Below are 25,860 nucleotides of genomic sequence, written 5' to 3' on the forward strand. Positions count from 1 at the left end.
AGCACTAAATAATCACTCGGCCTTCTTGCGCACGTAGAGCACCAGATTGTGATCAACGAGCTCGTAGCCGTGGCGCTGGACGATCTCTTTTTGCAACTTCTCGATGTCATGATCGAAGAATTCGATGACATCACCGCTATCGACGCAAACCATATGGTCATGGTGGCCACCGTCGGCTAGCTCGAATACCGCATGGCCGCCATCGAAGTTGTGGCGAACCACCAACCCCGCCGCCTCGAATTGCGTGAGCACGCGATAAACCGTGGCCAGGCCGACATCCTCGCCCGCCTCCATCAGCGCTTTGTAGACATCTTCGGCACTCATATGGCGCCGATCGGTGGTATCCAGCATCTGCAGAATCTTGACCCGTGGCAGGGTCACTTTGAGGCCGGCTTTGCGTAGTTCGCTATTTTCAACCATGGTTGGCTTTCTCGTTGCTGCTGTTTCGCAGCCTCCTTCAATACGGGTATGATCCAGGCTTTGCCCAGCCAAGATAGTGGAAGTCACCCACCGATGCAAAATGCCAAGCTCATGCTGTCCAGCCTCACGCTCGTGGGCCTGTTCGCACTCGCCGGTTGCTCATTCCCCGGGGTTTACAAGGTCGACATTCAACAGGGCAATGTCGTTACGCAGGACATGATAGACCAGTTGCGCCCCGGAATGACCCGGTCACAAGTGCGGTTTATCATGGGTAGCCCGCTTATCACCGATACTTTCAACGCCAGCCGCTGGGATTATCTGTACAGCATCCAGCCCGGCGGCGGGCAGCGCCAGCAGGAGCGAGTCAGCCTGGTATTCAACGGCAACGATCAACTCGCAGGCCTGGCCGGTGACTTCATGCCGGGCGTCAGCCGTGACGAGGCAATCCTAGGCGGCCAGCCGACGACCGTCGAGCCCGCGGCGACTGGGGAAGAAAGCCCCGCGCCAGGCTCGCTGCTGGAGCAAATTCAGCGCGATGTCGATGCAGCCGAGCCGGTACCGGTGCCGATCCCGGAACCTCTGGAAACCAACTAAGCTGCGAGGCAGAGCGCGGATCGCCCGGGCTCGTCAACTCCCTGTCGCCTCTGCCTTGTTCTTTGCTGCCTTCGCGGCACGCTGCTTGCGTACTTCTTTCGGATCGGCAATCAAAGGCCGGTAAATTTCTACCCGCTCGCCCTCTTCCAGCATTCGCTCGTCCGGCTTGAGCACCGCCCTGCCGAAGATCCCCAGCGGCGCCGCATTCAGATCCAGCTCGGGAAAATGCGCATCCATTCCCGATTGCAGCGCCGCCGCACGCACGCTCGTACCCTGTGGCACCGTCAGGCGAAGCAGCTTCTGCTTGTCTGCCCGGGCGTAGACGACCTCGATGGCGATGGCCTGCTTATCCATAGAGCTGTTTCGCGCGGTCACAGAAGGCATCGACCAAGGTATTGGCCGCCTGATTGAACAGCGGCCCGAGAGTGGCCTTGACCAGTGGCCCGGCGTAGTCGAACGTCAGGTCCAGGCTGATCTTGCAAGCCTTCTCTCCTAGCGCTTTGAATTCCCAGATACCATGCAGGTGGCTGAACGGCCCCTCCTCCAGCTTCATTTCGATGCGCTTGCCCGGCTGCAGCTCGTTGCGTGTCAAAAAGCGCTGACTCAGCCCCGCTTTCGCCACGGTCATGCTGGCCTGCATCTGCGTCTCGCTAGCAGACAGCACCTCGGTGGCGGAACACCAGGGCAGGAACTTGGGGTAGCTGGCCACGTCGTTGACCATGTCGAACAATGCGTGAGCCGGATATGGCAGCAATGCCGAGCGTTGGATATGTGTCGTCATGCAGACCTTCTACTTCATTATTCGACAGCCAAAGACCGCCACAGCCAAACGAACGCCAACGGCATCGATGGCAAGAATTAGGGCACCCGTACAATCCTCCGGCACGCAGCACGACCGGCACGGGCGGACGAAAAGATGGCACATTGTCGGGGATAAGCCCGTCCCTCTCAAGTTTCATGCCGTCGCAGCTCAGCGCTTATCGCCAGCCGCAGCGTCTCTCCCTATAATGCGCAACCTATGGCCAAACAGAAGAAACAGTCCCCCGGGACCATCGCGCTGAACAAGAAAGCGCTACACGATTACTTCATCGAGCAGAAATTCGAGGCGGGCCTCGTTCTGGCTGGTTGGGAAGTGAAAAGCCTGCGTGCCGGCAAGGCGCAACTGGTGGATAGCTACGTGCTGCTCAAGGACGGCGAGGCGTGGCTGATGGGCTGTCACATCACGCCGCTGACCACCGCCAGCACCCATGTCATCGCCGACCCGACGCGCACCCGAAAGCTGCTGCTCAACAAGCGCGAGCTGGGCAAGCTGTTCGGTGCTGTGCAGCAGAAAGGCTACGCCTGCGTCGCCCTCTCGCTGTACTGGAAAAAGCATCTGATCAAATGCGATATCGCTCTTGCCAAGGGCAAGAAAGAATTCGACAAGCGCCACACCGAGAAAGAGCGCGATTCGGCCCGCGAGATCCAGCGCGCCATGCGCACCAAGGGCAAGGACGATTAGGTCCGCGCCCGAGGCTTGAAGCCATCCCGGGCGGTTTTCGGCGCCAGATTCGCTACGAACCCTTTACCTTGTCGCCATGCCGGCGCTGCGCGCGCGCCAGGCGGCGGGCCTCCTGCTGACCTTCGGCGAGCACTTCCTGCACGTAATTGATATGGCGGTGGATCACGTCCCGCGCCTCGTCCGCGCGCCGCCCGATAATCGCGTCGTACAGTTCTTGATGCTGCTTCATGAGCATGTTGCGCGTCTCATCGCGCAACGCATACATGCCACCAATGTTGGTCACCACATTGCGTTTGAGCATATCGAACAGGCCCCGAATGGTGTGCAGCAAGACCGTATTGTGACTGGCCTCGGCGATAGCCAGATGGAAGCGTGCATCGGCGGCACCTTCTTCCGCCCGGCTTACGGCGCCCTCGCGCGAATAGCAATCCTGTAGCGCGGCGAAGGCTTCGCCGAGGCGCTGCTGATCGACCTCGGTAGCGCGCAATGCGGCGTAATAGGCGCAACTGCCCTCCAGCGTGTGCCGGAACTCCAGCAAATCACGCTGAGCATCGGCGTTGTTCTCCAGCAGATGTAACAGCGGATCGCTGAAGGTCGTACCCAGAGACTGCGCCACGAAGTTTCCGCCACCGTGCCGGCTGACCAGCAAACCCTTAGCCACCAGTTTGTGGATCGCCTCGCGCAGCGACGGTCGCGATACGCCGAACTGTTCCGCCAAGGTTCGTTCCGCCGGCAACCGCTCACCCGGCTTGAGCGTGCCTTCGAGAATCATCGCTTCCAATTGCGTCACGATGTCATCCGCCAACCGGCGGTGACGCACCATTCCCACTTCCATATTCCACTCCTCGAGTGGTCTTACCAATAAGTACGAGCCTAGCGATCGCGCTGAATACTCGCAAGAGTAGATCCTGCGACCAAAGTCTATAGCGAGTTAATTGACGGCAAAACAGAGATGCTCTTACGCTGGCGGCACTTCCATGCTAAGTGGTATTACCAATTTACAGGAAGCCAATAATAACGAGGACTCATCATGAGATCTTTATCCGGCGCCTATTCCACGGTCCGCTCAGGGTCCTGTCTGAACCCAACCACAGGGGGAGCCTGACATGTCTACCGGACTGCTTGCACTTTTCGCCTTCACGCCCATTTTGCTCGCCGCCATCATGCTGATTGGCCTGCGCTGGCCCGCCAGCCGTGCCATGCCGTTGGTCTATCTGTTCACTGCTGCCATCGGCTTGTTCGTTTGGGATATGAGTTTCAACCGGATCATCGCCTCGACGCTGCAAGGCCTGGTAATCACCCTTGGCCTGCTGTGGATCATCTTCGGCGCCATCCTGCTGCTGAACACCCTGAAGCACTCCGGTGGCATCACCGCCATTCGCGCCGGCTTCACCACCGTCAGCCCTGACCGCCGCATCCAGGCCATCATCATCGCCTGGCTGTTCGGATGCTTCATCGAAGGCGCCTCCGGCTTCGGCACACCTGCAGCGATTGCCGCCCCCCTGCTGGTTGCCATCGGTTTCCCGGCCATGGCTGCCGTACTGATGGGGATGTTGGTTCAAAGCACGCCGGTATCGTTCGGCGCAGTCGGCACCCCTATCGTGGTAGGCATCAACAGTGGCCTGGACACCGCCACCATCGGTGCTCAACTGGCCGCCCAGGGCTCCAGCTGGAACCTTTTCCTGCAGCAGATCACCAGCAGCGTTGCGATCACTCACGCCATTGTGGGCACCGTGATGCCGCTGGTCATGGCAATAATGCTGACGCGCTTCTTCGGCAAGGAGAAAAGCTGGAAAGCCGGCTTCGAAGTGTTGCCCTTCGCGATTTTCGCAGGCCTGGCGTTCACCCTGCCCTATGTCGCGACCGGGATCTTCCTAGGTCCAGAATTCCCGTCGCTGCTGGGCGGTCTCATCGGTCTGGCCGTCGTTACAACCGCGGCTCGCTTCAACTTCCTGACACCGAAGAACGCCTGGGACTTCGCCGATGCCAAGGAATGGCCGGCCGAATGGCTGGGCACTGTCGAGATGAAGCTAGAAGACATCGCGGCGCGCCCGATGAGTGCCTTCCGCGCCTGGCTGCCCTATGTGCTGGTGGGCCTGATCCTGGTGATCAGCCGGGTCTTCCCCGAAGTCAGCAGCGCGCTGAAGTCGGTATCCATCGCCTTCGGTAACATTCTTGGCGAGACAGGAATCGGCGCCAGTATCGAGCCGCTGTTCCTGCCCGGCGGTATTCTCGTCGCGGTGGTGCTGATCACCTTCTTCCTGCACGGCATGCGCGCATCGGAGCTCAAGGCCGCCGTGAAGGAGTCAAGTGGCGTGCTGCTCAGTGCCGGCTTCGTGCTGCTGTTCACCGTGCCGATGGTGCGCATCTTGATCAACTCCGGCGTCAACGGCGCGGACCTGGCCAGCATGCCGATCATCATGGCGCGTTACGTCGCCGATAGCGTGGGTGGGATTTATCCGCTACTGGCGCCTTCCGTAGGTGCACTGGGTGCCTTCATTGCGGGCTCCAACACAGTCAGCAACATGATGTTCAGCCAGTTCCAGTTCGGCGTTGCGCAGTCGCTAGGCATTTCGGGCGCGATGATCGTCGCGACGCAAGCGGTCGGTGCGGCTGCGGGCAACATGGTGGCGATCCACAACGTAGTCGCCGCCTCGGCTACCGTAGGCCTGCTCGGTCGTGAGGGCGTCACGCTGCGCAAGACCGTTTGGCCTACTCTGTACTATGTGCTGTTCACCGGTGTGATCGGCATGCTGGCGATCTACCTGCTGGGCGTGACGGACCCACTGGTTGGCGTCTGATGTAATGCACGACCGTTGCCCCGGTACGCCCGGGGCAACGACGTTTGGAATGCTGTCCCGTTCACGCTCAGCCTCGCCTGATCGGGACAACCAGATCGGAACACAGCCTTCGTCACAGACGGGAGCACCACGAGACTTACCTCGTTTCATTCGGTGAGAACACACGATGATCATTTCTGCCTCTACGGATTACCGCGCTGCTGCAAAACGCAAACTGCCGCCTTTCCTATTCCACTACGTCGATGGCGGCGCCTATGCGGAGTACACGCTGCGTCGCAACGTCGAAGACCTGGCCAGCCTCGCTCTGCGCCAGCGCGTACTGCGCAACATGTCCGAACTCAGCCTGGAAACCCAGCTGTTCGGCGAAACCCTGTCCATGCCCGTCGCCCTGGCACCGGTCGGCCTGACCGGCATGCTCGCCCGACGTGGCGAAGTCCAGGCCGCCCGCGCCGCGGACAAGAAGGGCATTCCGTTCACGTTGTCCACCGTATCGGTCTGCCCGATCGAGGAAGTCGCGCCGGCAATCAAGCGGCCCATGTGGTTTCAGCTCTACGTGCTGAAGGACCGCGGCTTCATGAAGAACGCCCTGGAGCGCGCCAAGGCCGCCGGCGTCACCACTCTGGTATTCACCGTCGACATGCCGACCCCCGGCGCTCGCTACCGCGACGCGCATTCCGGCATGAGCGGCCCGAACGCCAACATGCGCCGCATGCTGCAGTCCATGACCCATCCCTTCTGGGCCTGGGACGTGGGCCTGCATGGCAAGCCGCACGACCTGGGCAACATCTCCACCTATCGTGGGCATCCGACCGGGCTGGAAGACTACATTGGCTGGCTGGCGGCCAACTTCGACCCGTCGATTTCCTGGAAGGATCTGGAGTGGATTCGTGAGTTCTGGGACGGCCCAATGGTGATCAAAGGCATCCTCGATGCCGAGGACGCTCGCGATGCCGTGACCTTCGGTGCCGACGGCATCATCGTCTCCAACCATGGCGGTCGCCAGCTCGACGGTGTGCTCTCCAGCGCCCGCGCCATGCCGGCCATCGCCGATGCGGTCAAAGGCGACCTGAAGATCCTCGCCGACTCCGGTATCCGCAGCGGCCTGGACGTGGTTCGCATGATCGCTCTGGGCGCTGACACCATCATGCTCGGCCGCGCCTTCGCCTATGCGCTGGCTGCGGACGGCGAGGCTGGTGTGACCAACCTGCTGAACCTGATCGACAAGGAGATGCGCGTGGCGATGGTATTGACCGGCGCCAAGTCCATCAGCGAAATCACCACCGATTCGCTGGTTCGCGAGCTGGGTCAGTACCAAAGCACCAAACACGTCGAATGAGCCCCACGAGCCGCGCGCTTACGCGGCCCGTTTGATATCCCGGAGCCCGCATGAACGCGCCTGCAACCCTGCCGAGCGACTTTCTCGCAGCAGTCGAACAGTTGATCCCGGCGGAGCGGCGCTTCGACGACCCACTTTCCACGCTGGCCTTCGGCACCGACGCCAGCTTCTACCGGCTGATACCCAAGCTGGTGGTGCGCGTCGAATCCGAAGCCGAAGTGGTGGGATTGCTCAAGCTGGCCCACGCCGGAAACGTGCCCGTGACCTTCCGTGCCGCAGGCACCAGTCTCTCCGGCCAGGCGATCTCCGACTCGGTGTTGATCGTGCTCGGCGACAACTGGAACGGCCGCGAGATTCGCAACGGCGGTTCACAAATCCGTCTGCAGCCTGGCGTGATCGGCGCCAACGCCAACGCCGTGCTGGCGCCGCTGGGCCGCAAGATCGGCCCAGACCCGGCCTCGATCAACGCCGCGAAGATCGGCGGCATCGTCGCCAACAACTCCAGCGGCATGTGCTGCGGCACCGCGCAGAATAGCTACAAGACCCTCGCTGGCCTGCGCCTGGTGTTGGCCGACGGCACCGTGGTCGACAGCGAAGATGCCGTCAGTGTCAGCGCCTTCCGCCAGAGCCACGGCGCGCTGCTCGATGAGCTGGCCGAACTGGGTCGCCAGACCCGCGCCAACAGCGAACTGGCGGCCAAGATCCGCCACAAGTACCGACTGAAGAACACCACCGGTTTCTCGCTCAACGCGCTGGTCGATTACGACGAGCCGCTGGATATCCTCAACCACCTGATGGTCGGTTCGGAGGGTACGCTGGGCTTCATCAGTGCAGTGACCTACGACACCGTGCCCGACCACCCGCACAAGGCCAGCGCGCTGGTCGTCTTCCCCGATGTGGAAACCTGCTGCTTGGCCGTGCCGGTGCTCAAGCAGCAACCGGTGTCGGCGGTGGAACTGCTCGACCGTCGCAGCATGCGCTCTGTAGAAAACATGAAAGGCCTGCCGGAGTGGGTCAAGGACCTTTCCGCCAACGCCTGCGCGCTGCTGATCGAATCCCGCGCCGCCAGCCAGTCGCTGCTGCACGAACAGATCAACCTGATCATGACTTCCATCGCGCATTTTCCGGTGGAGAAGCAGGTCGACTTCAGCGAAGACCCGGTGGTCTACAACCAGCTCTGGCGCATCCGCAAGGACACCTTTCCCGCCGTCGGCGCCGTGCGCCAGACCGGCACCACGGTGATCATCGAGGACGTCACCTTCCCCATCGAACGCATGGCCGAAGGCGTCAACCGCTTGATCCAGCTGTTCGAGAAGCACGCATACACCGAGGCCATCCTGTTCGGCCATGCCCTGGAAGGCAACCTGCACTTCGTCTTCACCCAGGGCTTCGACGATCCGGCCCAGGTCGCCCGCTACGAAGCCTTCATGCACGACGTCACCCAGCTGGTGGCGGTGGAGTTCGGCGGCGCGCTCAAGGCCGAGCACGGCACCGGGCGCAACATGGCGCCCTTCGTCGCGCTGGAATGGGGCAGCGAAGCCTACGCGCTGATGTGGAAGATCAAGCGCCTGCTCGATCCCACCGGCGTCCTCAACCCGGACGTGGTGCTCTCCGAAGACCCGCAGATCCACCTGAAGAACCTCAAGCCGATGCCCGCCGCCGACGAGATCGTCGACAAGTGTATTGAGTGCGGCTTCTGCGAGCCGGTCTGCCCATCCAATGGCCTGACCCTGACGCCGCGCCAGCGCATCGTCATCTGGCGCGACATCCAGGCGAAGAAGCGCGCCGGCGTCGATACCACCGAAATCGAACGCCTCTACCACTATCACGGCGTGGAAACTTGCGCCGCCACAGGTCTTTGCGCCCAACGTTGCCCAGTGGGCATCAACACCGGCGATCTGGTGCGCAAGCTGCGTGGCAAGGAAGCCAACAAGACCGGCACCGCCAACTGGCTGGCCGATCATTTCAGCACCGCCGTACAGGGCACGCGCTTCATGCTGCATGCTGCCAACGGCGCGCATCTGATCATGGGCACCAAGGCACTGAGTAAAACCTCTGCGACATTCTCCAGGCTCAGCAAAGGTCGCGTGCCGCAGTGGACGCCGGCCATGCCGCAACCTTTGCAGCGCCTGCACCTGCCCAAGCCTGCCCCGCAGGACGAGCGCCCGCGCGTGATCTACCTGGCCGCCTGCGTCTCCCGCGCCATGGGCCCGGCAGCACGCGATCAGGAACAGGAGCCCCTGCTCGACACGACTCGCACGCTGCTAGAGAAAGCCGGCTACCAAGTGATCTTCCCGGACAACCTGAACGATCTATGTTGCGGCCAGCCGTTCGCCTCCAAAGGCTATGCCGAGCAGGGCGAACGCAAGCGCCAACAGATGCTCGATGCGCTGCTTGAGGCCAGCCGCGGCGGGCTCGACCCGATCTACTGCGACACCAGTCCCTGCACCCTGCGCATGGTCCAAGGCCTGACCGATCAGCGCCTCGACCTCTACGATCCGGTGCGCTTCATCCGCACGCACCTGCTCGACCGATTGGACTTCGTCCCGCAGGAAGCGCCGATCGCCGTCCATGTCACCTGCAGCACACAACACCTGGGCGAGGCGCAGGCATTGATTGACATCGCCCGACGCTGCGCAAAGGAGGTGGTGATCCCCGAAGGCATCCACTGCTGCGGTTTTGCTGGCGACAAAGGCTTCACCACGCCGGAACTCAACGCCCACGCGCTGCGCAGCCTCAAGAACGCCGTGCAGGTGTGCAGCGAAGGCATCTCCACCAGCCGGACTTGCGAAATCGGCCTCTCCCGCCATGGCGAGATCGACTATCACGGACTGGTCTATCTGGTCGATCGCGTCAGCCGCAGCAAGGTCAGCCAGCCCGCCTGAACACCCGATGGACAAGGATGCCATCATAAAAATGAAACGCTTGAGCGCAGCCGCAGTCCGAAATTTAGAGCCCGGCAGTCTGAGGGCTCCAATCGCCTCGGCGCCGCCACGACAGACTGATTCAGGCAGGCCCGCCGGGAAGACAACTCCCTGGAGGACGCTCATGAAACGATTAGCCCTACTCGCCGCAGCCGCACTGCTCGCCAGCCCCGCTGCGTTCGCCGCCGATAAAAATCTCTGCGAACTCAACATGCAGGAGGTCGACGACAACATGGCCACCAACATGGCCACCCTTGGAGAACCAGCCAAGAGCCAGATCGAAGAACACATCGAACAGGCCAGACAGGCACAGCAGTCCGGCGACACCGAGGCCTGCATCAGCCACTCGACCAAGGCACTGCAGGAACTCAAAGGCCCAGGTAGCTCTGGCAGCGGCGGCACCAGCGGATCGGGTTCAGGCGCAGGCAACTGACCCACTGAGCGCGGGCAGGTGACCTGCCCGCTCTTCGCAGCCAGAGCCCGTGAAATCCGACAAGACGCTCTTACCTAATCCATCAAGCGTTCGACGCAGCCTCTGCTTTGGCGTAGACTGCGCCGCACATGAAGCTGCAGACCGCTTCATGGGGCCGATTAGGATTCGACGCCGGTAACGAAACTCTAGGTGCATGCCGAGTTGGTAACAGAACTCGTAAATCCACTGTTGCAAACTTATAGTTGCCAACGACGACAACTACGAAGGGTACGCGCTAGCCGCCTAACCTTCATCTGGTCGCTTCGGCGCCAGCGGTCATGAGGGGATGCCTGTAAACCCGAAATGACTGTCAGATAGAACAGGATCGCCGCCAAGTTCGCTGTAGACGTAACGGTTAAAACTCATACAGCTCGCTCCAAGCACCCTGCCAATCGGGCGGCGCGGAGTTAACTCAATAGATCTGGCTAAGCATGTAGTACCGACAGCGGAGAACTGGCGGACGGGGGTTCAAATCCCCCCGGCTCCACCAATTCAACACTGAAACCCGTCTAGAACGCGGGTTTCAGACCAGATTTGATGGCATTGGATTACTCACAGTCCGTCTGTGAATCCAAAAGGTATGCCATCATGTCCAAGCGTCAAAGCAAAACAGGTGTCCCTCACCTGGTCTATCAAGCCAACACCGGCTTCCAGTACTACCTCACATTCCCGAAGCACTTCGCAGCTAATCCGAAACTGCCTGCGCAAATCCGATGGTCGCTCAGCCACGACGAAGCGCTTGCACGTGACCTCGCAAGGTATTTGAACGCCTCTTTCGAGCAGTTTCTTGCGAAGGCGACCGAGCACTACGTCGAGCTCTTTTCTGACCGCCTGCTGGCTGACCTCCAAAGGTTTCACTTGGCGGTAACGGAAGCACTCAAATTCGCCGACCGAGTTTGGAAAGTACGCCCGTCGCCAATGAAGCTCGCGAACCAAGACCTATCGGCCGCCCACGCTCGCATGATGAAAGAGAGTGCCGAGCGTGTGGTGCTTTATAGCCATGAGCCAGGCGGCGAAATCTTCTTCGCCCTCACGCCAACACCCGCGTTGGTAAAAGCGCTTGGGGTCGGGTTCGTACGCTTTGACTGGCCGCTCGGAACCAGCAACCAGAACGTCGCCAGCGACGCTGCCCGGTACATTTACGCCGCCCTTGATGTGCTTGAGACTGTCCCACCCTCTCCAGGTCGGTATTCGAAAGAATCTCCTGCGTTTGCGGCGATGACGCTTTATGAATACCTGTGCCATGCCCGCCCAGACCAGGGTCGGAATCTCATGCACATCCCCCCAGCACTACCGCAGTCTCGGCAAGCTTTGCATTTTCATCTTCAGCAAGCCAACGCGATGCATTTGAAGCTACGCATCATCGATCGTGCGCTCTTGGTGCAGGAAGAGTCCGGGCTTTATGTGATGCTTATCGAACTCGATCCGCTGTGCATGAAAGCGCATCTGAGAGAAAAGAAAAGCTTTCGGATTGAGTTGCTCACCAGCTCGATCATCATTGCGGTCCTCATGCTGACGTATACGCTGCAGAAGGTTGATAAGGTGCTGTTGCGTTACTTTCAGGAAGACGATCACGAAGATCCTTACGCCCAGGCGATGCAGGAGATCGGTGACCTCGTTCGGCGGATGTTGAGCTCTGCTGCAACCACCGAGCCTATGCAGACGATTCCGGAGCTGAACTCACCGGCAGATGCTGTGGCACCGCCGCAGGATCCTGGCACGCTCGCGTTGCTGAATGCGCTCGGGAGCGTTCTGCCCGACTCGCAGAAAGCCAGGCTTGAAACCCTCTTTTCGCAGCCCTCTGTCAACGAACGCATCGTCTCGCCGGCGTGCGGTCCAAACGCAGGGTTAAGCCTCGCAGCTTTGGCAAAGGAATACGAAGAACGGCAAATTCGTGAAGGAGCCTGGGCTAACCCGCGGACTCGCATTACCGCAAAGGCCCGCCTGGAAGGCCTGTGCGAGCTGCTTGGCGGGCACCGGCAAGTCGAAACGCTAACTCGCGCTGAGTTCAACACGCTACGCGATCATCTGCGCAGCTATCCGAAGAACCGGCACCGCCTTCGCGCCACCCGTAACCAGCCGCTGAGTAAGATCATCAGCGACGGGAAATTTGAGCCGATCAACCCGCGCACTGCGAAAAAGTTCTTTGAGCTGGCAAGGGCGCTTGTCACCTACGCCCATGATCAAGGCCACATCACCGAAAACATCGCGGCCGGATTGGCATTCAGCACCAAAGGTGCCGAGGCCCCAAGGAAGCGCACCTATAGCCCAAGCCAGATCGAGAAACTTCTTCACGGCCCGGCCTACACACTGACCCAGCCGCCTCGCTGGCGTCTGGACGACTACAAGTTTTGGTTGCCGCTGCTTGGCCTCTATACCGGCGCGAGGCTCAGCGAGCTGTGCCAGCTTCGGCTGGAAGACATTCGGCAGGAGCTCGGCGTTTGGATCATCAGCATCAATCGGACTGGGTCGAAGCAGCTCAAAACGTCCGACTCTGAACGGCTAGTGCCCATACATAAACAGCTGATCGAAACAGGCTTCCTTGAGTATCACCAAGCGCGCTTGGACATAGTAGAGCACGATGTAAAAGCTCCCCTTTTTGAAAATATCCGTGTCTACGGTGATCTTTCTCCTGGGCACGTTGCGAGTCGTTGGTACCTGGGCTCAAGCCAGCGCAGTCATGGCTATTTGGGGCTCTGCGGCCTTGGAGAGGAGGGCCTGACGTATCACGGCCTGCGCCACACCTTTATTAACCAATTCCGCAGACAGAACCTGGACCTCGCGAAAGCTAAAGCACTCGTGGGTCACGCTGATAAAAGTACAACTGGCGGCTATGGCGACTGCTATCCGTCAGACGTCCTCAAGGACGAGATCGACAAAATCGATTTCGGGCTTGGCTTGGATCACATCCATTACCGGCACTATCAGGAGCTAAAAAAAGCACAAGGTGACTTCAAAGTCGGGCGGCCGGTGGGCACGCCATTTCCGAACGTGCGAGCCCCTAAACGCCACTGGAAATCGTACGCATAAGGCCTAGCCAAACAGAGGCGGGAGCCCTGCTCCTGCCCTTTTTACACATCCCTTAATTATTGACAAAGTGTCAATAAAAGCTATCGAAGGTGCCTTTCCAATAGATTATCTTGACTGTTCATTTATACAGTAATAATCTCAAGCCTCACCCACCGTGAGGTATATATGAATGTAACGTCCCCTATCTCCATTCCTTTTTATAAGGGTCTGAGCCTGATCGTAGAGCCTGGCCATGAAGAGCACTTGCGAATCGCCTTGGCGAACATCTCCGCGGTAACGGACGCGATAAACCGCTTCCACTCTTCACCGTTACTTACCGAGTTCATGGACACTACGCTGTCCCGCTTCCTGCGAGAAAACACTTACGCAGGAAAGTCCGAGCATATGCTGCGGGCTCGAATGGAAAAGCTGAAGGTCATCCTGACCCGAGATAACCCTACACGCCGAGTCGCTGAGCTTGATCGAGCTGATGTGCAGCGTCTAAAGGATCAGCTGCCATTGTTACTGAAGCAGAACTCGGCTTCGGGAAGTAAAGGCGCAAACCTCACGACCTATTACCAGCTGTTCAATCGCATGCTGGACGAGGCGCTGGAGAGCAAGCTGATTACCGATGCGATCAAGGTTGCTACTTGCAGTACAAAACAGGCCGAGGTCACCAAGCCATTTCTAGATAGCAACCTGATTCAGATGCTCGCCGGCTGGCCTTACCAAAAGTACCTGGCAGGCACACTGCCCAAGGTCTACCAGGACGCCAAACCGTATCGGTTCTGGTTGCTTCCTCTCGGGCTCTACACCGGCGCGCGGCTCAATGAACTCTGCCAGCTTCGTGTGCATGATGTGATCCGGGATCTCCACGGCGTAGAACTCATCGACATAAACGATAACGGGTACAACAAGTCGCTGAAAACGGGCTCATCGGCACGGCAGATTCCGATCTGCACGAAGCTTGTGGAGATGGGTTTTATAAATTTCGTAGAGGAACGACGTCAGGCCGATGGCAACGATGCATTGCTTTTCGGCGAGCTGAGCTTCGATCCGAAGCACCTATACTCCCGCGATCCGAGTCGCTTTTTCTGCGGGCCATGTACGGGAACAGGCTATATTGGCCAGCATTGCCCACCGGCGGTTAATGGCGGGCTGAATTTTAAAAGTCTCCGTCGCTCGTTTGCCGTGCGACTGGAACGGTCAGGCATATCTCCATCCACGATCGCCCATCTGCTGGGCCATGAGGGCGGTGCTCCGGAGGTCACAGCAGACCACTACTTGGAAAAGCCGCTGAGTTTGAGATTACTGGAGCAGATGGAACGCGGCCTGACTTACAACATCCAGACCGACGAGATTCGCTGGGAGCATTTTAAAAAGCTGCTCAATAGCCAAGCGGGACGCGGAAAGCGCGGGAGGAAAAGTAAGCTGCAGCTTCACTAATGCATAGAGCGGGAACGATCATCGCTTGGAGATGATTATGAGACAGGATGAATAAAAGGCCGCAGCCAATCTGCGGCCTTTTTCGTTCTGAACACAACAGGAAAGAAACCGAATTTTCACGCAACTCCGGGCATCGCTTGCGGCGACGGTTGGCACGCCCTATCGCTGAGCACAGTCCACCATCGAAGAACTTGCATCCGCTGCGACGAGAATTCCGTGACAGTCGGCTGCTGCCACACAAATTTCAGTTGAAGCGTGGGCGCTTTGGCATCAGACCGGACACCGCTTCATAACGCCACTGTGACAGACACACGGCACGGTCACCCGGCGCATCGACACTCACTAACTGCCGCAAGCCCTACGAGTGACACGGCGAGACTGCAGCACTCGAGTCATGTGACATGGCGGTCGTAAGACAAGTGTGCCGCAGTGATCGGGCTTATGATTGAGGCCGGGGCGGCAGCGCCCGCGAATGGCGCAGCTCACGTCTGTGCACAATCGCCATTTCGGCCAGGCAACGCCTGGCGGCTATGATTTGACAACAAAATTGCGGGGGCATACTTGAAGCAGCGAAGCGTTCCTTCAAGTATGCCCCCGCGCCCCATACTTGAAACCTTCAAGTATGGGGCAGTTGAGCATTTTGGGCGTTTGCAGGTAAGCGAAACGAATGTGGAGCGAGACCGAGCAATAAGACCAAAATGATCAACTGCCTTCGCGAAGCGGCTGCCATTGTTGTCAAAAAAGGCAGCTTTCTTCATTTGCCGCAGGTAAATGGCTAGCTCCAATTTCGATGCTATGCATGGCTACCTCTGCTAAAGCAGAAGAAGCCTGCTCACGTCCGCTTCCTCTACGGGATGCGCGACGTTTCTATGCAACGGCCGCCGCTTGGTCACCTCCCATTTTGCTAACCCACCACTTCATATGTCAGGAAGTACGCACCTCTCTGGCTGACAAACACTCCGCAGCGCCATCCCTGTACCAGCCTTCTCGATGACTGAATTACTCACGAAATCGGTCGGTCCTTAGTTTTCTCCCTCCGTGCCCAAGCGGTAGACTGAGACACACAAAGCAGTTTCGTTCTCCGAAGGTTACCCATGTCCAAACTCGCCGAATTCAAAGCTCTAGAAGCCCAGCTCGCAGCCCAGCTCAAGCAGCTTGATGCTCTTAAGAATGACGACTGGTCCCGTCAGCATCAAGGTACGAGGCATTGTAAAAATCAAACTCCTGAACCGGGGGAAAGCGAGAAAGCCTATCTGGACTGAGCACAAGGTCTAAAGCCTCGCAAATCGTGCTCTTCCCGACGTTGTTGCCCCCTACCAGCAGGGTATGTCCGTCAAACGTAAGATCCGCTGACTTCACACCCCGAAAATTCTCAATCTTCAGATTGATAATGCGCACTTTCGCAGATCCTTATGCTGGCTCGACGCCGCAGCTTGGCTCAACCAGCCAAACCTGCCCAGCCATAGTAGAAATGAATCGCTCCAGTTTTCCTAGATACCAGATGACCGCTGTTGGCTGGAAGGTGCCTCTCGCCGATGACCGCTAGCCAAAAGCTGCCCTTCACATTTTTTGTTGTAGGAGCGAGCTTGCTCGCGAAAAGCTTTATCGCCTTATTCGCGAGCGAGCAAAGGCTTGGCGTCCCCCTCGCTCCTAAAAAAATGTGATTGAGAGGACACTTCACCGTCCGCACGGGAGCTCACCATGACACTTCACCGCTTTGCGACATTCAGCATCCATTTAACACAGCAGGCCGAACATGCCCTGTCCCAATGGATTGAACCCTGCCTCGGTTGCGACCTAATCAGTGCAGGAGCCATACGCGAGCTACGCAGCGACGGGACGCACCTGCACCTGCACCTGCATAACGAGCTGGGCTTTCCGGCAGAAGGCTACCGTGAGTCACTGAGCCGGGCGGTGAAGGCTCTGCTTCTGGCCCATACCAATGCGGCTTCGGTGGAGATAGAAATCGAATGGGCTGTCAGCGCGGCCTCGATCACCCGCCAGACCCTCCCGGGCGTCAAACACATGATCGCGGTCGCCTCGGGCAAGGGCGGCGTGGGCAAATCCACCACCGCGGTCAATCTGGCGCTGGCCCTGGCTGCCGACGGCGCCCGCGTCGGCATGCTCGATGCAGACCTCTATGGGCCCAGCCAACCGCGGCTACTGGGTCTTAGCGGTCTACCAGATACTCGCGACGGAAAGTTGCAACCCATGATCGGCCACGGTGTGCAATGCATGTCGATCGGCTTTCTCGTCGATGAGGAGTCGCCGGTCATCTGGCGAGGTCCGATGATCACCCAGGCATTGACCCGCCTGCTGCAGGAAACCCACTGGGAGAATCTCGACTACCTCATCGTCGACCTGCCGCCGGGCACCGGCGACATCCATCTGACCCTGGCGCAGCGGATGCCGGTATCCGCCGCGCTGATTGTTATTACGCCGCAGGACTTGGCGCTGTTGGATGCTCGCAAGGGGCTGCGCATGTTCGAGAAAGTCAACGTGCCGGTGCTCGGGATCATCGAGAACATGAGCCTGCATGTCTGCAGCGAGTGCGGTCATGAAGAGCACATCTTCGGCAGCGGTGGGGCACAACGCATGGCCGACCAGTACGGTAGCGAGCTACTTGGTGAATTGCCGCTGGATATGCGTATTCGCGTGGGCGCAGACGACGGCGTGCCGGTTGTCATCGCGGAACCGACGGCGACTCTGGCACGGACGTACCAGACGATCGCTCGGCGGGCGGCAGCACGGTTGTCGCTACGAGCGCAGCATGCGGCATCTACCGTATTGCCAGCAGTGATTGAAGCCTGACGAACAGTTTCAAAATGGTATCGCTGGACCGTTCCGAAGCAACGGCGTTAATGCCACCGCACCGCGCTGCAGCGAGCAGCTGTCGGATTGAAAACATGGCGCACAAGTCTTCGGATGGATCAGCTCAGCCGAAGATCGCCTCGAGGTCCGCCTCCGAGTCCTCGGGAAGCGAAAGATCCAGCGTAGCCTCAACGTGATTAAGATGGCTGAGCATCAATGCAATAGCTCTATCGGGATTACCCTCTTCCATCGCTGCAATGATGTCGGAGTGCTCATGGTTGGGACAGGCCGGAACGTTGGGTGAGTCGTAGAGCAAAATTATCAAGCATGTCAGGGACGCCAGTTCACGCATTAGCCTGATCAATGGCGGACTACCAACCATTTGGGCGATCAGCGTATGAAATTCCCCGGATAAGCGAATTACTGCCCGCTTGTCGCCATCCTCACGGGCGGCCCGTTCCAGGGCCACATGGTCATACAGACGTTTGAATGCACCGCCGTCAGCCTTGGCAACCAACGTACGAATCAGAGCGGGCTCAAGAATGCGGCGCGCTTCAAAAACGTGTCTGGCCTCCTCAACGGAGGGGCTAGCAACGTAAGCCCCACGGTTGGGGATGGTAATAACTACCCCCTCATAAGCGAGTCGCGCCAGTACTTCGCGTACGCGTGTGCGATTCACCTCGAAAACGCGCGCAAGCTTTTCCTCAACCAATTTAGTACCCGGCATTAAACGGTGTTCCATCACCGCATTAAGGATGCGTTCGTAAATGCTATCTCGCTTATCTGCAGTACCAAGAATCTGGCCCGTGCTACGAGCTTTGCGAGGGCCTGTCGGCGAGCTTCCTTCGTTAAGCACGAAAAATTCCTCAGTAATAAGTGCCATATGCTGGAGCAGATTGTCACAAAATCTCAAAAGCTGTCCACACCCGCACTAAAACTTATCACCGGTTAGCGGTTTCGCACCAAGTGCATGCAGCGTATCAGCGCTGGCTTTCGCACTCTCTAACGATTTTATAGCCGGCCAAAATGGTCAGAAAGACCCATTTATCAAGGGCTTAGCTAGGATTTCGAGTTGGCAACATTGCTAAGAGCAGTATGACACAACAATGGCACAGCCCTTGCTTTGGATTGCCACAGGCATTTAGTTTTTTGCCACAATCAGAAACGACAACTAACCTCCATTACCGATGGCTTGATGCGCCAATGAAAGCCAACGATGTCCCGCAGGCGTTACCTGCAAGGTATCCCCAGCTTTTCGAAGGCTTAATCCAAACCACTTGCGAAGTGACCTACGTAATGAAAAATAAACTGATGCACGTCTTCAAGAGGCCGACAGCTGTTGCCCTTACGTTTTTTTCGCTCTTCAGCATGGCGATGGTTCCGAACGCGCTTGCTCAGGAAAGAAATTCGATCCTGGTAGTGGCGGGGCCGCGAACTCCAGAATCGCTCGACCAGGAATATCCGCCAACTGAAGCGACTCACGAATCCAAAAGGAATATTTACGAGCGCCTGTTGGCCTATGCACCAAAAGAGATGGACGGCGTTCAGACCGAGAACTTTGACAAGCTCGTCGGAGCCTTGGCTGAAAGCTGGGAAGTCTCTGATGACATGACCAGCATCGTCTTTCACCTGCGTGACGGGGTTAAGAGCCCAGCAGGCAACACGATGACGGCTGACGATGTCATGTGGTCGTTCGAGCGCGGCTGGAACAAGAACGCCAACTTCCGCTGGTATATGGGCCAGATCCTCGGCATCCAGAATTACAACGACGCGTTCGAAAAGATCGACGACATGACGGTTAAGGTCACGGTGCCTAAAACCTCGCCGCTGATCGAACGGATCTGGGTCAACAATGACCTGGGTATTCTGGACGCTGAAGCTGTCAAGCAACATGTCACTGAGGATGACCCCTGGGCTTCCAGCTGGCTGTCGACCCACTCTGCTTCGTTCGCCCCCTATCAAGTGACCAAGTTTCGTTCCGGACAAGAGGTCGTTTATGAGGCCAACCCGAACTACTACCGCGGAGCACCACGCCTCGAAAAAGTCATCTTCCGCGAGATGCCGACCTCTGCGAATCGCCTGGCCGCGCTTCAAGCTGGAGCGGTCGACGTAGCGGAATGGCTTTCTCCCCGAGAGCTCACCATGCTGGAAAAGAACCCCCAGTTAAAGATCTGGCAGGTGTTCGGCAACTACATCCAGCGTGTGGAGATGAACAATACGACGCCGCCTTTCGACAACCCCAAGGTACGACAGGCGCTGAACTATCTGGTACCGCGCGAAGACATCCTGAAGGCCGTCTATTACGGCAAGGCACGCCAGACCAAAAGCCCTATCTCGGAGATCTACCCGTCCTATACCGACGAGTACTTTAAATACGAACAGGACGTCGAAAAGGCTAAGCAATTACTGAAAGAAGCAGGACAGGAATCAGGCTTTAAAACCCAACTTGGTTACCGCACAGGCGATCAGATCGAGGAAGAAATAGCCGTCATTCTGAAAACTGCCTTCGCCCGCGCAAACGTCGACCTGGAGCTCGTGAAGTTACCGGCTTCCACGCTCGTCGAGAAGTACTCCACGGGAACCATCCCCATGTACTTCTATCGTGACATGGCCATTGTTCCGGATGCCGCGTACGTCGCAAACCTCTGGTTAAACAGCGCCTCTCTTATCAACTACCCGAAGTTCAAGAGCGAGGAAGTCGATCAGCTCATCAACGAGGCATTGTCCAGTACCGATGAAGCGAAGCGTGATGCCGGCATGAAGCGTGTTCAGCAAATAGTCATGGATCAAGCGCCCTGGATATTCCTGATGAACCCTGGTTATCAACTCGCAACCCGAGCCAACGTGGCCGGCTTCAGCTGGTACACACCAAACAGCAACAGCTGGTACGACTTCTACAAAGAATAAGAAGGCCAAAGGGGGCACAGCTGCTTGTGCCCTCACGCTTCGCGTGATTACAAGGACAACCCTATGAAATTTGGCATGTTGCTAAGGTCACTACCGCGCCCGCTACGTATCGTTCTGGGGAGAATAGGCATACTCGTTCCGCAGATGTTCGGCGTTCTGCTCGCAACGTTTCTGCTCATCCGCCTATTACCGGGAGACCCGGCCCTGCTGATGCTTGGCAACATGGCCACTCCCGATCAGATCGAAAGTCTGCGAGAAAAACTCGGACTGAATGCCAGTGTCTGGACGCAGTTCACCAGTTACCTGTCCACGGTTATCCAAGGTGATCTTGGAACATCCATGTTTACCTCCAACCCGGTGGTGGTAGACCTGCTCGATCGGGTTCCAGCGACGCTTGAGCTGATCACTTATGCAATGCTCGTCACCATTATTATCGCCGTCTCGCTCGCGGTAGTTTCTGTAATCAAGCCCAAGGGGCTGGTTAGCAAGTTCAGTAAAGTATATGGGCTTGCCGCGGGTGCAGTGCCTGACTTCTGGGTCGGGCTGTTGCTCATTTACTTCCTCTTTTATGTAGCCGGCATCGCCCCTGCACCATTCGGGCGCCTGGACCCAATAATTTCAGCCCCTCCTCCGGTTACCGGCTTCCTGACCATAGATACGTTGTTAGCAGGCGACACCGAGGCGTTTGCCTCCGCAGTGGGTCGGCTGTTTCTGCCTGTGCTTACGTTGGCCACCGTCAACGCAGGCGCATTGATGAAAATGACGCAGATGGTCTTTGCAGACAGCTATCGCAGCGAATACATCCGGCACGCACGTGCAAGTGGATTATCCGAGTGGAAGCTGGTTCGTATTGCATTGCGCAATAGCCTGCCGCCGATCATTACGATGGTCGGGTTCCTCTTCGGCTTCCTGCTAGGCGCCGCTGTACTTGTAGAAACGATCTTCGCCTGGGGCGGCCTTGGGCAGTATGCCGTCTCCGCTGTAATGAACAGTGACTATCCAGCATTGCAAGGATTCGTCCTGGTAGCGGCCGCATTCATCCTTATTGTTTACACGGTCGTGGATGTCCTCTACGGCATCGCCGACCCGAGGATTGAAGTATGAAAATAGCTCCTGGACCACGCAGGGCAACAGCCAGGGCAACCCTGACGATCGGCTTGATATTGCTCGCCATGCAGTTCCTGGCAATTGTGTTCGCTCCCTGGATCGCGCCGTATTCGCCTGTAGATGCAAATCCGATCAACGCGCTTCAAGAACCATCCCTGAAGCATCTGTTCGGCACCGATGTGTCGGGCATGGATATCTTCTCGCGCGTTGTTTTCGCTACTCGCATCAACCTGCTGATTAGCGTAACGGCCGTTGCCATCGCATTCGCTATCGGCGTCCCGATTGGTCTCGCGATCGGATACTACAAGGGCTGGATCAGTTCTTTAGCGATGCGCATATTCGACTTTGTGCAGTCATTCCCGGTATTCGTACTGGGCATGGTTCTGGTGTCGGTTATGGGCCAGGAAATCTGGAACGTTGCCATCGTCCTGGCCGTTCTTTTCACACCGGTGTTCGCTCGGTTGATCCGCGCGGAAGTTTTGTCACTTCGTGACCGCCCCTTCATAGCGGCCGCGCGGTGCAGTGGCGCGACAGACCAGACGATCATGTTCAAACACATCCTGCCCAATGCACTCACTCCCGCGATTGTACAAATCTCGATCAGCATCGGTATGGCCATTTTGCTGACAGCGGGTCTCTCCTTCGTCGGCGCCGGGGTACGGATGCCAACGCCTGAATGGGGGCTCATGGTGAGCAACGGTGCTCAGCATATGATTCTCGGAATCTGGTGGGTCGCTTTGTTCCCCGGTCTTGCCATCGTCTTCTCAGTACTGACTTTCGCGCTGCTTGGAGACGCTGCGAAGCAAATATTCGACCCTCAGAACAGGAGCATTTCATGATGGACGCCACGGAACTGCTGCTGGACGTACGCAATCTCTCCGTCCGCTTTGATAACCCTGCAAAGCCGCCGGCATTGAGTGATGTGAGCTTCACGCTAGGCAAAGGCGAGATCCTGGGCATTGTGGGCGAAACGGGCGCAGGGAAGTCTCTGCTGGCCAGAGCCATTATCGATATGCTCCCCGCGGAAGCGCGCATCACCGAGGGCGAAGTCCTGGTGAATGGCCAATCAATCTCCAGGATGACTGATGAGCAGAAAAGAGGGTTTCGCGGGGGTGAAGTCGCGCTCATCGGCACAAATGCCAAGGCCCTTCTAGACCCGGTAGTAACGGTTGGCGAGCAGATCGCCAGAGTCCTGCGCGCACACCGAGGCATCGGTAAAGCCGAAGCCTGGAACGAGTCGATCCGTCTGTTCGAGCAGGTGGGGATTGTTAATCCCGAAAGAAGAGCCCATGCCTACCCACACGAACTCTCGGGTGGCATGGCACAGCGCGTAGTCATTGCCATGGCGCTGATCGCGCAGCCGAAAATACTGCTTGCCGACGATGCAACACTCGGCCTGGACGCAACCATACAGCTGCAAGTGCTGGACTTGCTGGTGCAAAAAGGCCGCGAGCTCGGGCTGGCTGTCGTATTGATTACGCATGATCTCGGCATGGTCGCGAGCTACTGCGATCGCGTAGGGATCATGAAGTCAGGCCAGTTGCTTGAGCTCGAAAGCATTCGCTCATTCCTGACCGATGGCCCGAAACACCCTTACAGCCGCGAGCTACTCGAAGCTGCGAAAGTCCGGCCTCTTCCCATGAGCACAAAGCATGTGCATAGCGAGGTGGATACAGCACCGTTGCTCGAGGTTACAGACCTCGTGAAGACATTCCATATCAAGGGGACATCGGAGGTCGTTCGTGCGGTCGACCACGTGTCTCTTTCGATCCGACGTGGTGAGACGCTGGCGCTTGTCGGCGAAAGCGGATCGGGCAAGACGACCATGGGGCAATGCCTGGTTCGCCTGTTGCAGCCCGATTCGGGATCAATCCGATTCGACGGTACCGAAACGTCTACCTACTCAGACAAGCAGTTCAGGGCGGTACGCCGTCGCATGCAGATGGTCTTCCAGGAACCCTACGTGGCCCTGAACCCGAGGTGGCGTGTTCGCGATCTCGTGGCCGAGCCCCTGAACCTCGGAGAGCCTTTGACGCGCTCACAAAAAGCGACGCGTGTGCTGGAATTGCTGGATCTGGTCGGCATCGCCAGATCGAAAGCTGAGGTTTATCCGCACGAGCTGACAGCCGGCGAACAGAAGCGCGTCGGCGTCGCCAGAGCGTTAGCGGTCAACCCTGATTTTGTGATTTTCGATGAGCCGACAACCGCTCTGGACATCCGTGTACGAGCCCAGATCATCGACCTGGTGCGCGATCTTCAAAAGCGCATGGGGCTATCCGCCCTTTTCATCACACATGACCTCAACTCTGTTCGCTCACTGGCGCATTACGTCGCGGTAATGCGTCACGGCAAAATCGTCGAGCAAGGGCCGACCGAGCAGATTTTCGCTAACCCGAGGGAATCGTACACACGCAAGCTCCTGAATGCGGAGCTCCCCATCGAAATTCGGCCTGACGTGGACGCGCGCAGCCTCCAGACCGCGGAGGAGCTATGAACCGCGATCTCTCGTCGAACAAACCCGTCCTCGTCACCGGTGCGGCTGGCCTTGTAGGGCGCCAGTTAGTGCGCCGCCTATCCGAGCAGGGGCGCTCCGTTCTGGCAGTCGACCGGTTTTCTTCAGTAACTGAGGAGGGAATCGAGATTCAGGAATGCGACCTCGGTGACGTACACGGACTACACGCCATAGCCCAACATGGCATCGACTCGGTCGTGCACTGCGGTGCTTATTCGGGCCCAATGGTCGCCCGTGATGCGCCCTACTCAATGGTGCAAGTGAACATCGTTGGCACTGCCAACATGCTTGAGCTTGCGCGCATTCATAACGCTCGAAGGTTCGTTTACTGCTCCTCGACTAGCGCCTATGGCGTTACCAAATCGTCACCGGTTATGGAAGACAGCGCGCTTAGACCAGCGAGCCTCTACGGCGCCAGCAAAGTCGCCTCGGAATATATAACCACTGCCTATGCCAATCAGTACGGACTTTCCGCTGCGAGCATTCGGCTCTCCTGGGTATACGGACCTGGCCGGACCACTCCCTGTGTCATCCGCACCATGATCGAGGATGCGCTAGCAAATCGCCCTACCAGGCTGCCTTTTGGCTCGGACTTCCCTCGCCAATTTATCCATGTCGACGATGCGGTTGATGGGCTGGTGAGCGCACTCGACGCCCCCACCTTGCCAAGGGCGACATACAACATCACCGGCGACACCCGAACGACGCTTGAGCAAGTCGCAGCGTTGGTGCGCGCTGTGTTCAAGGATGCTGACATCGAGTTGCAGCCGGGTCCGGATCCAGTCGACGAACTCCAGGAAAAGTTCAGCATTGAAGCTGCGCGGCGAGATCTTGCATACGAGCCCAGGGTTGCTCTTGAGCAAGGCATACGCGCTTACGCGAACTGGATCACGATGGCTCAGAGTAAGGAATCTGATGACCCAAAAACCGCAGGCTAAAGCCGGGCCGCAGATCGAATCCAATGCGCAGACGTTTTAAAGCCTGAGCGGACGATTCATCTCTGGCACAGCGGGCAACCTACCTATCACCGACTTCACATGCTCGACGATGAAAACTCTCGTCCGTGCGAAGTCGGCCACGATCTCAACCTTAAACAGGTATCGCGCATATGAACGATTCTGAAAGAGATTTCGTCGGCTATGGCCGCAATCCACCAGACCCCAAATGGCCTGGCGGAGCACGCCTCGCTTTGAATTTCGTACTCAATTATGAGGAAGGGTCGGAGCCGTCGATACAAGACGGCGAGAGCTCCACTGAAACCTGGTTTACCGAAAGCAGCGGACTCAACACCGGCGTTCTGGGCCGTGATCTCGCTGCCGAGGGTTTATTCGAGTACGGAAGTCGCGTCGGCTTTTGGAGGGTCATGCGGCTTTTCCAGGAGCGTTCGATGATGGCAACGATATTCGGCTGTGCGCTCGCCCTAGAGCGAAATCCGGATGCCTGCGTAGCCATCAGAGAATCGGGCTTTGATGTCTGTTCGCACGGCTGGCGTTGGATCAAGCATTACGGGTTATCCGAAGAGGAAGAGAAAGAGCATATCCGCCGCGCTATCGACTCTCTTGAACGAACAATCGGCACTCGCCCTCAAGGCTGGTATTGCCGTTACTCGCCGAGCACCAACACACGACGTTTGCTCGTGGAGGAAGGAGGCTTTCTCTATGACTCGGATTATTACGGAGACGAATTACCCTTCTGGACTCAAGTCGGCGGAAAGCCGCATCTCGTTGTTCCCTACTCCCTGACCAATAACGACGGGCAGTTTGCCGCAGGCGTCAGTACCGGAGATCAATGGTTTTCCTTCCTCAAGGATGCCTTCGACATGCTCTACAAAGAAGGCCGGACGCAACCCAAGATGATGTCTGTCGGCCTTCATCTCAGACTTGTGGGCCACCCAGCCCGAGCAGCAGCGCTCGAGCGCTTCCTCGACTATGTCTCGACCTTCCCCGACGTCTGGATCACGCGGCGCATTGATATTGCCAAGCATTGGATGAGCGTTCATCCCGCACCTCACAACTAAGGA

General features: G+C 58.0%; 21 protein-coding genes, 1 other RNA gene and 1 pseudogene. 17 read left to right on the plus strand and 6 right to left on the minus strand.

From position 1 onward, the window contains the following. Nucleotides 1–12: 12 nt before the first annotated feature. On the minus strand, nt 13–420 hold the full coding sequence (gene fur / locus GYM54_RS08960) for a ferric iron uptake transcriptional regulator (RefSeq protein WP_131650799.1): 408 nt from the start codon (nt 418–420) through the stop codon (nt 13–15). A 93-nt stretch (nt 421–513) separates the two neighbouring features. Between fur and GYM54_RS08965 the strand changes: the two genes are divergently transcribed. Further along, the gene (locus GYM54_RS08965) at nt 514–1,014 is read left to right on the plus strand and encodes an outer membrane protein assembly factor BamE (protein ID WP_131650800.1); all 501 of its coding nucleotides are present in this window, start codon (nt 514–516) and stop codon (nt 1,012–1,014) included. A 33-nt stretch (nt 1,015–1,047) separates the two neighbouring features. On the opposite strand, the gene GYM54_RS08970 is transcribed toward GYM54_RS08965, so the two are convergent. Both GYM54_RS08970 and GYM54_RS08975 read right to left on the minus strand, forming a co-directional pair. Continuing rightward, nucleotides 1,048–1,368 (minus strand): RnfH family protein, encoded by a 321-nt coding sequence (locus tag GYM54_RS08970; protein WP_181100273.1) that lies wholly within the window; start codon nt 1,366–1,368, stop codon nt 1,048–1,050. Further along, entirely contained in the window at nt 1,361–1,795 is a 435-nt protein-coding gene (locus GYM54_RS08975; RefSeq protein WP_181100271.1) for a type II toxin-antitoxin system RatA family toxin, read from the minus strand. The genes GYM54_RS08970 and GYM54_RS08975 overlap by 8 nt, the downstream gene beginning before the upstream one ends. A 237-nt stretch (nt 1,796–2,032) precedes the next feature. Between GYM54_RS08975 and smpB the strand changes: the two genes are divergently transcribed. Then, on the plus strand, nt 2,033–2,515 hold the full coding sequence (smpB, locus tag GYM54_RS08980) for an SsrA-binding protein SmpB (RefSeq protein WP_131650803.1): 483 nt from the start codon (nt 2,033–2,035) through the stop codon (nt 2,513–2,515). A 52-nt stretch (nt 2,516–2,567) separates the two neighbouring features. Here smpB and GYM54_RS08985 read toward each other — a convergent pair whose 3' ends face one another. Then, nucleotides 2,568–3,350, minus strand: coding sequence for a GntR family transcriptional regulator (locus GYM54_RS08985; RefSeq protein ID WP_131650804.1), 783 nt, complete (start codon nt 3,348–3,350; stop codon nt 2,568–2,570). Between the two features lie 271 nt (nt 3,351–3,621). Here GYM54_RS08985 and GYM54_RS08990 point away from each other — a divergent pair, with 271 nt between their 5' ends. The 8 genes and pseudogenes from GYM54_RS08990 to GYM54_RS09025 all read left to right on the plus strand — a co-directional run. Then, the gene (locus GYM54_RS08990) at nt 3,622–5,316 is read left to right on the plus strand and encodes an L-lactate permease (protein WP_197445543.1); all 1,695 of its coding nucleotides are present in this window, start codon (nt 3,622–3,624) and stop codon (nt 5,314–5,316) included. A 166-nt stretch (nt 5,317–5,482) separates the two neighbouring features. Further along, nucleotides 5,483–6,652, plus strand: a complete 1,170-nt coding sequence (gene lldD / locus GYM54_RS08995; RefSeq protein WP_197445542.1) for an FMN-dependent L-lactate dehydrogenase LldD — start codon at nt 5,483–5,485, stop codon at nt 6,650–6,652. A 50-nt stretch (nt 6,653–6,702) separates the two neighbouring features. Further along, nucleotides 6,703–9,537 carry an FAD-binding and (Fe-S)-binding domain-containing protein gene (locus tag GYM54_RS09000; RefSeq protein WP_197445541.1) on the plus strand — a complete coding sequence of 945 codons (2,835 nt, stop codon included), beginning with the start codon at nt 6,703–6,705 and terminating at the stop codon, nt 9,535–9,537. 163 nt (nt 9,538–9,700) lie between these two features. Then, complete coding sequence (locus GYM54_RS09005) at nt 9,701–10,009, plus strand: hypothetical protein (protein ID WP_131650808.1); 309 nt, start codon at nt 9,701–9,703, stop codon at nt 10,007–10,009. Nucleotides 10,010–10,159: 150 nt separating this feature from the next. After that, nucleotides 10,160–10,538: a transfer-messenger RNA gene (gene ssrA, locus GYM54_RS09010) on the plus strand. 98 nt (nt 10,539–10,636) lie between these two features. Further along, nucleotides 10,637–13,078, plus strand: coding sequence for a site-specific integrase (locus tag GYM54_RS09015; RefSeq protein ID WP_197445540.1), 2,442 nt, complete (start codon nt 10,637–10,639; stop codon nt 13,076–13,078). 165 nt (nt 13,079–13,243) lie between these two features. Beyond that, nucleotides 13,244–14,503: a site-specific integrase gene (locus GYM54_RS09020; protein WP_197445539.1), complete on the plus strand. Its 1,260-nt coding sequence runs from the start codon at nt 13,244–13,246 to the stop codon at nt 14,501–14,503. A 1,094-nt stretch (nt 14,504–15,597) separates the two neighbouring features. Then, nucleotides 15,598–15,681 (plus strand): annotated as a pseudogene (locus tag GYM54_RS09025) (transcriptional regulator); the annotation flags it as partial. Here GYM54_RS09025 and GYM54_RS09030 read toward each other — a convergent pair. Beyond that, nucleotides 15,668–15,901: an AAA family ATPase gene (locus GYM54_RS09030; RefSeq protein WP_197445538.1), complete on the minus strand. Its 234-nt coding sequence runs from the start codon at nt 15,899–15,901 to the stop codon at nt 15,668–15,670. The pseudogene GYM54_RS09025 and the gene GYM54_RS09030 overlap by 14 nt on opposite strands. A gap of 303 nt (nt 15,902–16,204) precedes the next feature. Here GYM54_RS09030 and apbC point away from each other — a divergent pair, with 303 nt between their 5' ends. Beyond that, nucleotides 16,205–17,314, plus strand: coding sequence for an iron-sulfur cluster carrier protein ApbC (apbC, locus tag GYM54_RS09035; RefSeq protein ID WP_197445537.1), 1,110 nt, complete (start codon nt 16,205–16,207; stop codon nt 17,312–17,314). A gap of 124 nt (nt 17,315–17,438) precedes the next feature. Here apbC and GYM54_RS09040 read toward each other — a convergent pair whose 3' ends face one another. After that, nucleotides 17,439–18,197, minus strand: coding sequence for a GntR family transcriptional regulator (locus tag GYM54_RS09040; RefSeq protein ID WP_197445536.1), 759 nt, complete (start codon nt 18,195–18,197; stop codon nt 17,439–17,441). 320 nt (nt 18,198–18,517) lie between these two features. On the opposite strand from GYM54_RS09040, the gene GYM54_RS09045 reads away from it, so the two are divergent. The 6 genes from GYM54_RS09045 to GYM54_RS09070 all read left to right on the plus strand — a co-directional run bounded on the left by GYM54_RS09045 (nt 18,518) and on the right by GYM54_RS09070 (nt 25,857). Then, nucleotides 18,518–20,221 carry an ABC transporter substrate-binding protein gene (locus GYM54_RS09045; protein ID WP_231752212.1) on the plus strand — a complete coding sequence of 568 codons (1,704 nt, stop codon included), beginning with the start codon at nt 18,518–18,520 and terminating at the stop codon, nt 20,219–20,221. A 63-nt stretch (nt 20,222–20,284) separates the two neighbouring features. Beyond that, nucleotides 20,285–21,325 carry an ABC transporter permease gene (locus tag GYM54_RS09050; RefSeq protein ID WP_170915844.1) on the plus strand — a complete coding sequence of 347 codons (1,041 nt, stop codon included), beginning with the start codon at nt 20,285–20,287 and terminating at the stop codon, nt 21,323–21,325. Further along, nucleotides 21,322–22,167, plus strand: a complete 846-nt coding sequence (locus tag GYM54_RS09055; protein WP_079328418.1) for an ABC transporter permease — start codon at nt 21,322–21,324, stop codon at nt 22,165–22,167. Before GYM54_RS09050 ends, GYM54_RS09055 begins: the two co-directional genes overlap by 4 nt. Further along, a complete protein-coding gene (locus GYM54_RS09060; RefSeq protein ID WP_170915843.1) occupies nt 22,164–23,822 on the plus strand; it encodes an ABC transporter ATP-binding protein in 1,659 nt (552 codons plus the stop codon). Before GYM54_RS09055 ends, GYM54_RS09060 begins: the two co-directional genes overlap by 4 nt. Next, a complete protein-coding gene (locus GYM54_RS09065; RefSeq protein ID WP_079328416.1) occupies nt 23,819–24,778 on the plus strand; it encodes an NAD(P)-dependent oxidoreductase in 960 nt (319 codons plus the stop codon). Before GYM54_RS09060 ends, GYM54_RS09065 begins: the two co-directional genes overlap by 4 nt. Before the next feature lie 170 nt (nt 24,779–24,948). Continuing rightward, nucleotides 24,949–25,857, plus strand: coding sequence for an allantoinase PuuE (locus tag GYM54_RS09070; protein ID WP_042929870.1), 909 nt, complete (start codon nt 24,949–24,951; stop codon nt 25,855–25,857). Nucleotides 25,858–25,860: the final 3 nt, after the last annotated feature.

The organism is Pseudomonas sp. MTM4, assembly GCF_019355055.1.
Lineage (GTDB): Bacteria > Pseudomonadota > Gammaproteobacteria > Pseudomonadales > Pseudomonadaceae > Stutzerimonas.

Excerpts from the sequence above, each read along its gene's own strand:
- fur (WP_131650799.1), bottom strand. The coding sequence starts at position 420 with ATGGTTGAAAATAGCGAACTACGCAAAGCCGGCCTCAAAGTGACCCTG.
- GYM54_RS08965 (WP_131650800.1), top strand. The coding sequence starts at position 514 with ATGCAAAATGCCAAGCTCATGCTGTCCAGCCTCACGCTCGTGGGCCTG.
- GYM54_RS08970 (WP_181100273.1), bottom strand. The coding sequence starts at position 1,368 with ATGGATAAGCAGGCCATCGCCATCGAGGTCGTCTACGCCCGGGCAGAC.
- GYM54_RS08975 (WP_181100271.1), bottom strand. The coding sequence starts at position 1,795 with ATGACGACACATATCCAACGCTCGGCATTGCTGCCATATCCGGCTCAC.
- smpB (WP_131650803.1), top strand. The coding sequence starts at position 2,033 with ATGGCCAAACAGAAGAAACAGTCCCCCGGGACCATCGCGCTGAACAAG.
- GYM54_RS08985 (WP_131650804.1), bottom strand. The coding sequence starts at position 3,350 with ATGGAAGTGGGAATGGTGCGTCACCGCCGGTTGGCGGATGACATCGTG.
- GYM54_RS08990 (WP_197445543.1), top strand. The coding sequence starts at position 3,622 with ATGTCTACCGGACTGCTTGCACTTTTCGCCTTCACGCCCATTTTGCTC.
- lldD (WP_197445542.1), top strand. The coding sequence starts at position 5,483 with ATGATCATTTCTGCCTCTACGGATTACCGCGCTGCTGCAAAACGCAAA.
- GYM54_RS09000 (WP_197445541.1), top strand. The coding sequence starts at position 6,703 with ATGAACGCGCCTGCAACCCTGCCGAGCGACTTTCTCGCAGCAGTCGAA.
- GYM54_RS09005 (WP_131650808.1), top strand. The coding sequence starts at position 9,701 with ATGAAACGATTAGCCCTACTCGCCGCAGCCGCACTGCTCGCCAGCCCC.
- GYM54_RS09015 (WP_197445540.1), top strand. The coding sequence starts at position 10,637 with ATGTCCAAGCGTCAAAGCAAAACAGGTGTCCCTCACCTGGTCTATCAA.
- GYM54_RS09020 (WP_197445539.1), top strand. The coding sequence starts at position 13,244 with ATGAATGTAACGTCCCCTATCTCCATTCCTTTTTATAAGGGTCTGAGC.
- apbC (WP_197445537.1), top strand. The coding sequence starts at position 16,205 with ATGACACTTCACCGCTTTGCGACATTCAGCATCCATTTAACACAGCAG.
- GYM54_RS09040 (WP_197445536.1), bottom strand. The coding sequence starts at position 18,197 with ATGGCACTTATTACTGAGGAATTTTTCGTGCTTAACGAAGGAAGCTCG.
- GYM54_RS09045 (WP_231752212.1), top strand. The coding sequence starts at position 18,518 with ATGAAAGCCAACGATGTCCCGCAGGCGTTACCTGCAAGGTATCCCCAG.
- GYM54_RS09050 (WP_170915844.1), top strand. The coding sequence starts at position 20,285 with ATGAAATTTGGCATGTTGCTAAGGTCACTACCGCGCCCGCTACGTATC.
- GYM54_RS09055 (WP_079328418.1), top strand. The coding sequence starts at position 21,322 with ATGAAAATAGCTCCTGGACCACGCAGGGCAACAGCCAGGGCAACCCTG.
- GYM54_RS09060 (WP_170915843.1), top strand. The coding sequence starts at position 22,164 with ATGATGGACGCCACGGAACTGCTGCTGGACGTACGCAATCTCTCCGTC.
- GYM54_RS09065 (WP_079328416.1), top strand. The coding sequence starts at position 23,819 with ATGAACCGCGATCTCTCGTCGAACAAACCCGTCCTCGTCACCGGTGCG.
- GYM54_RS09070 (WP_042929870.1), top strand. The coding sequence starts at position 24,949 with ATGAACGATTCTGAAAGAGATTTCGTCGGCTATGGCCGCAATCCACCA.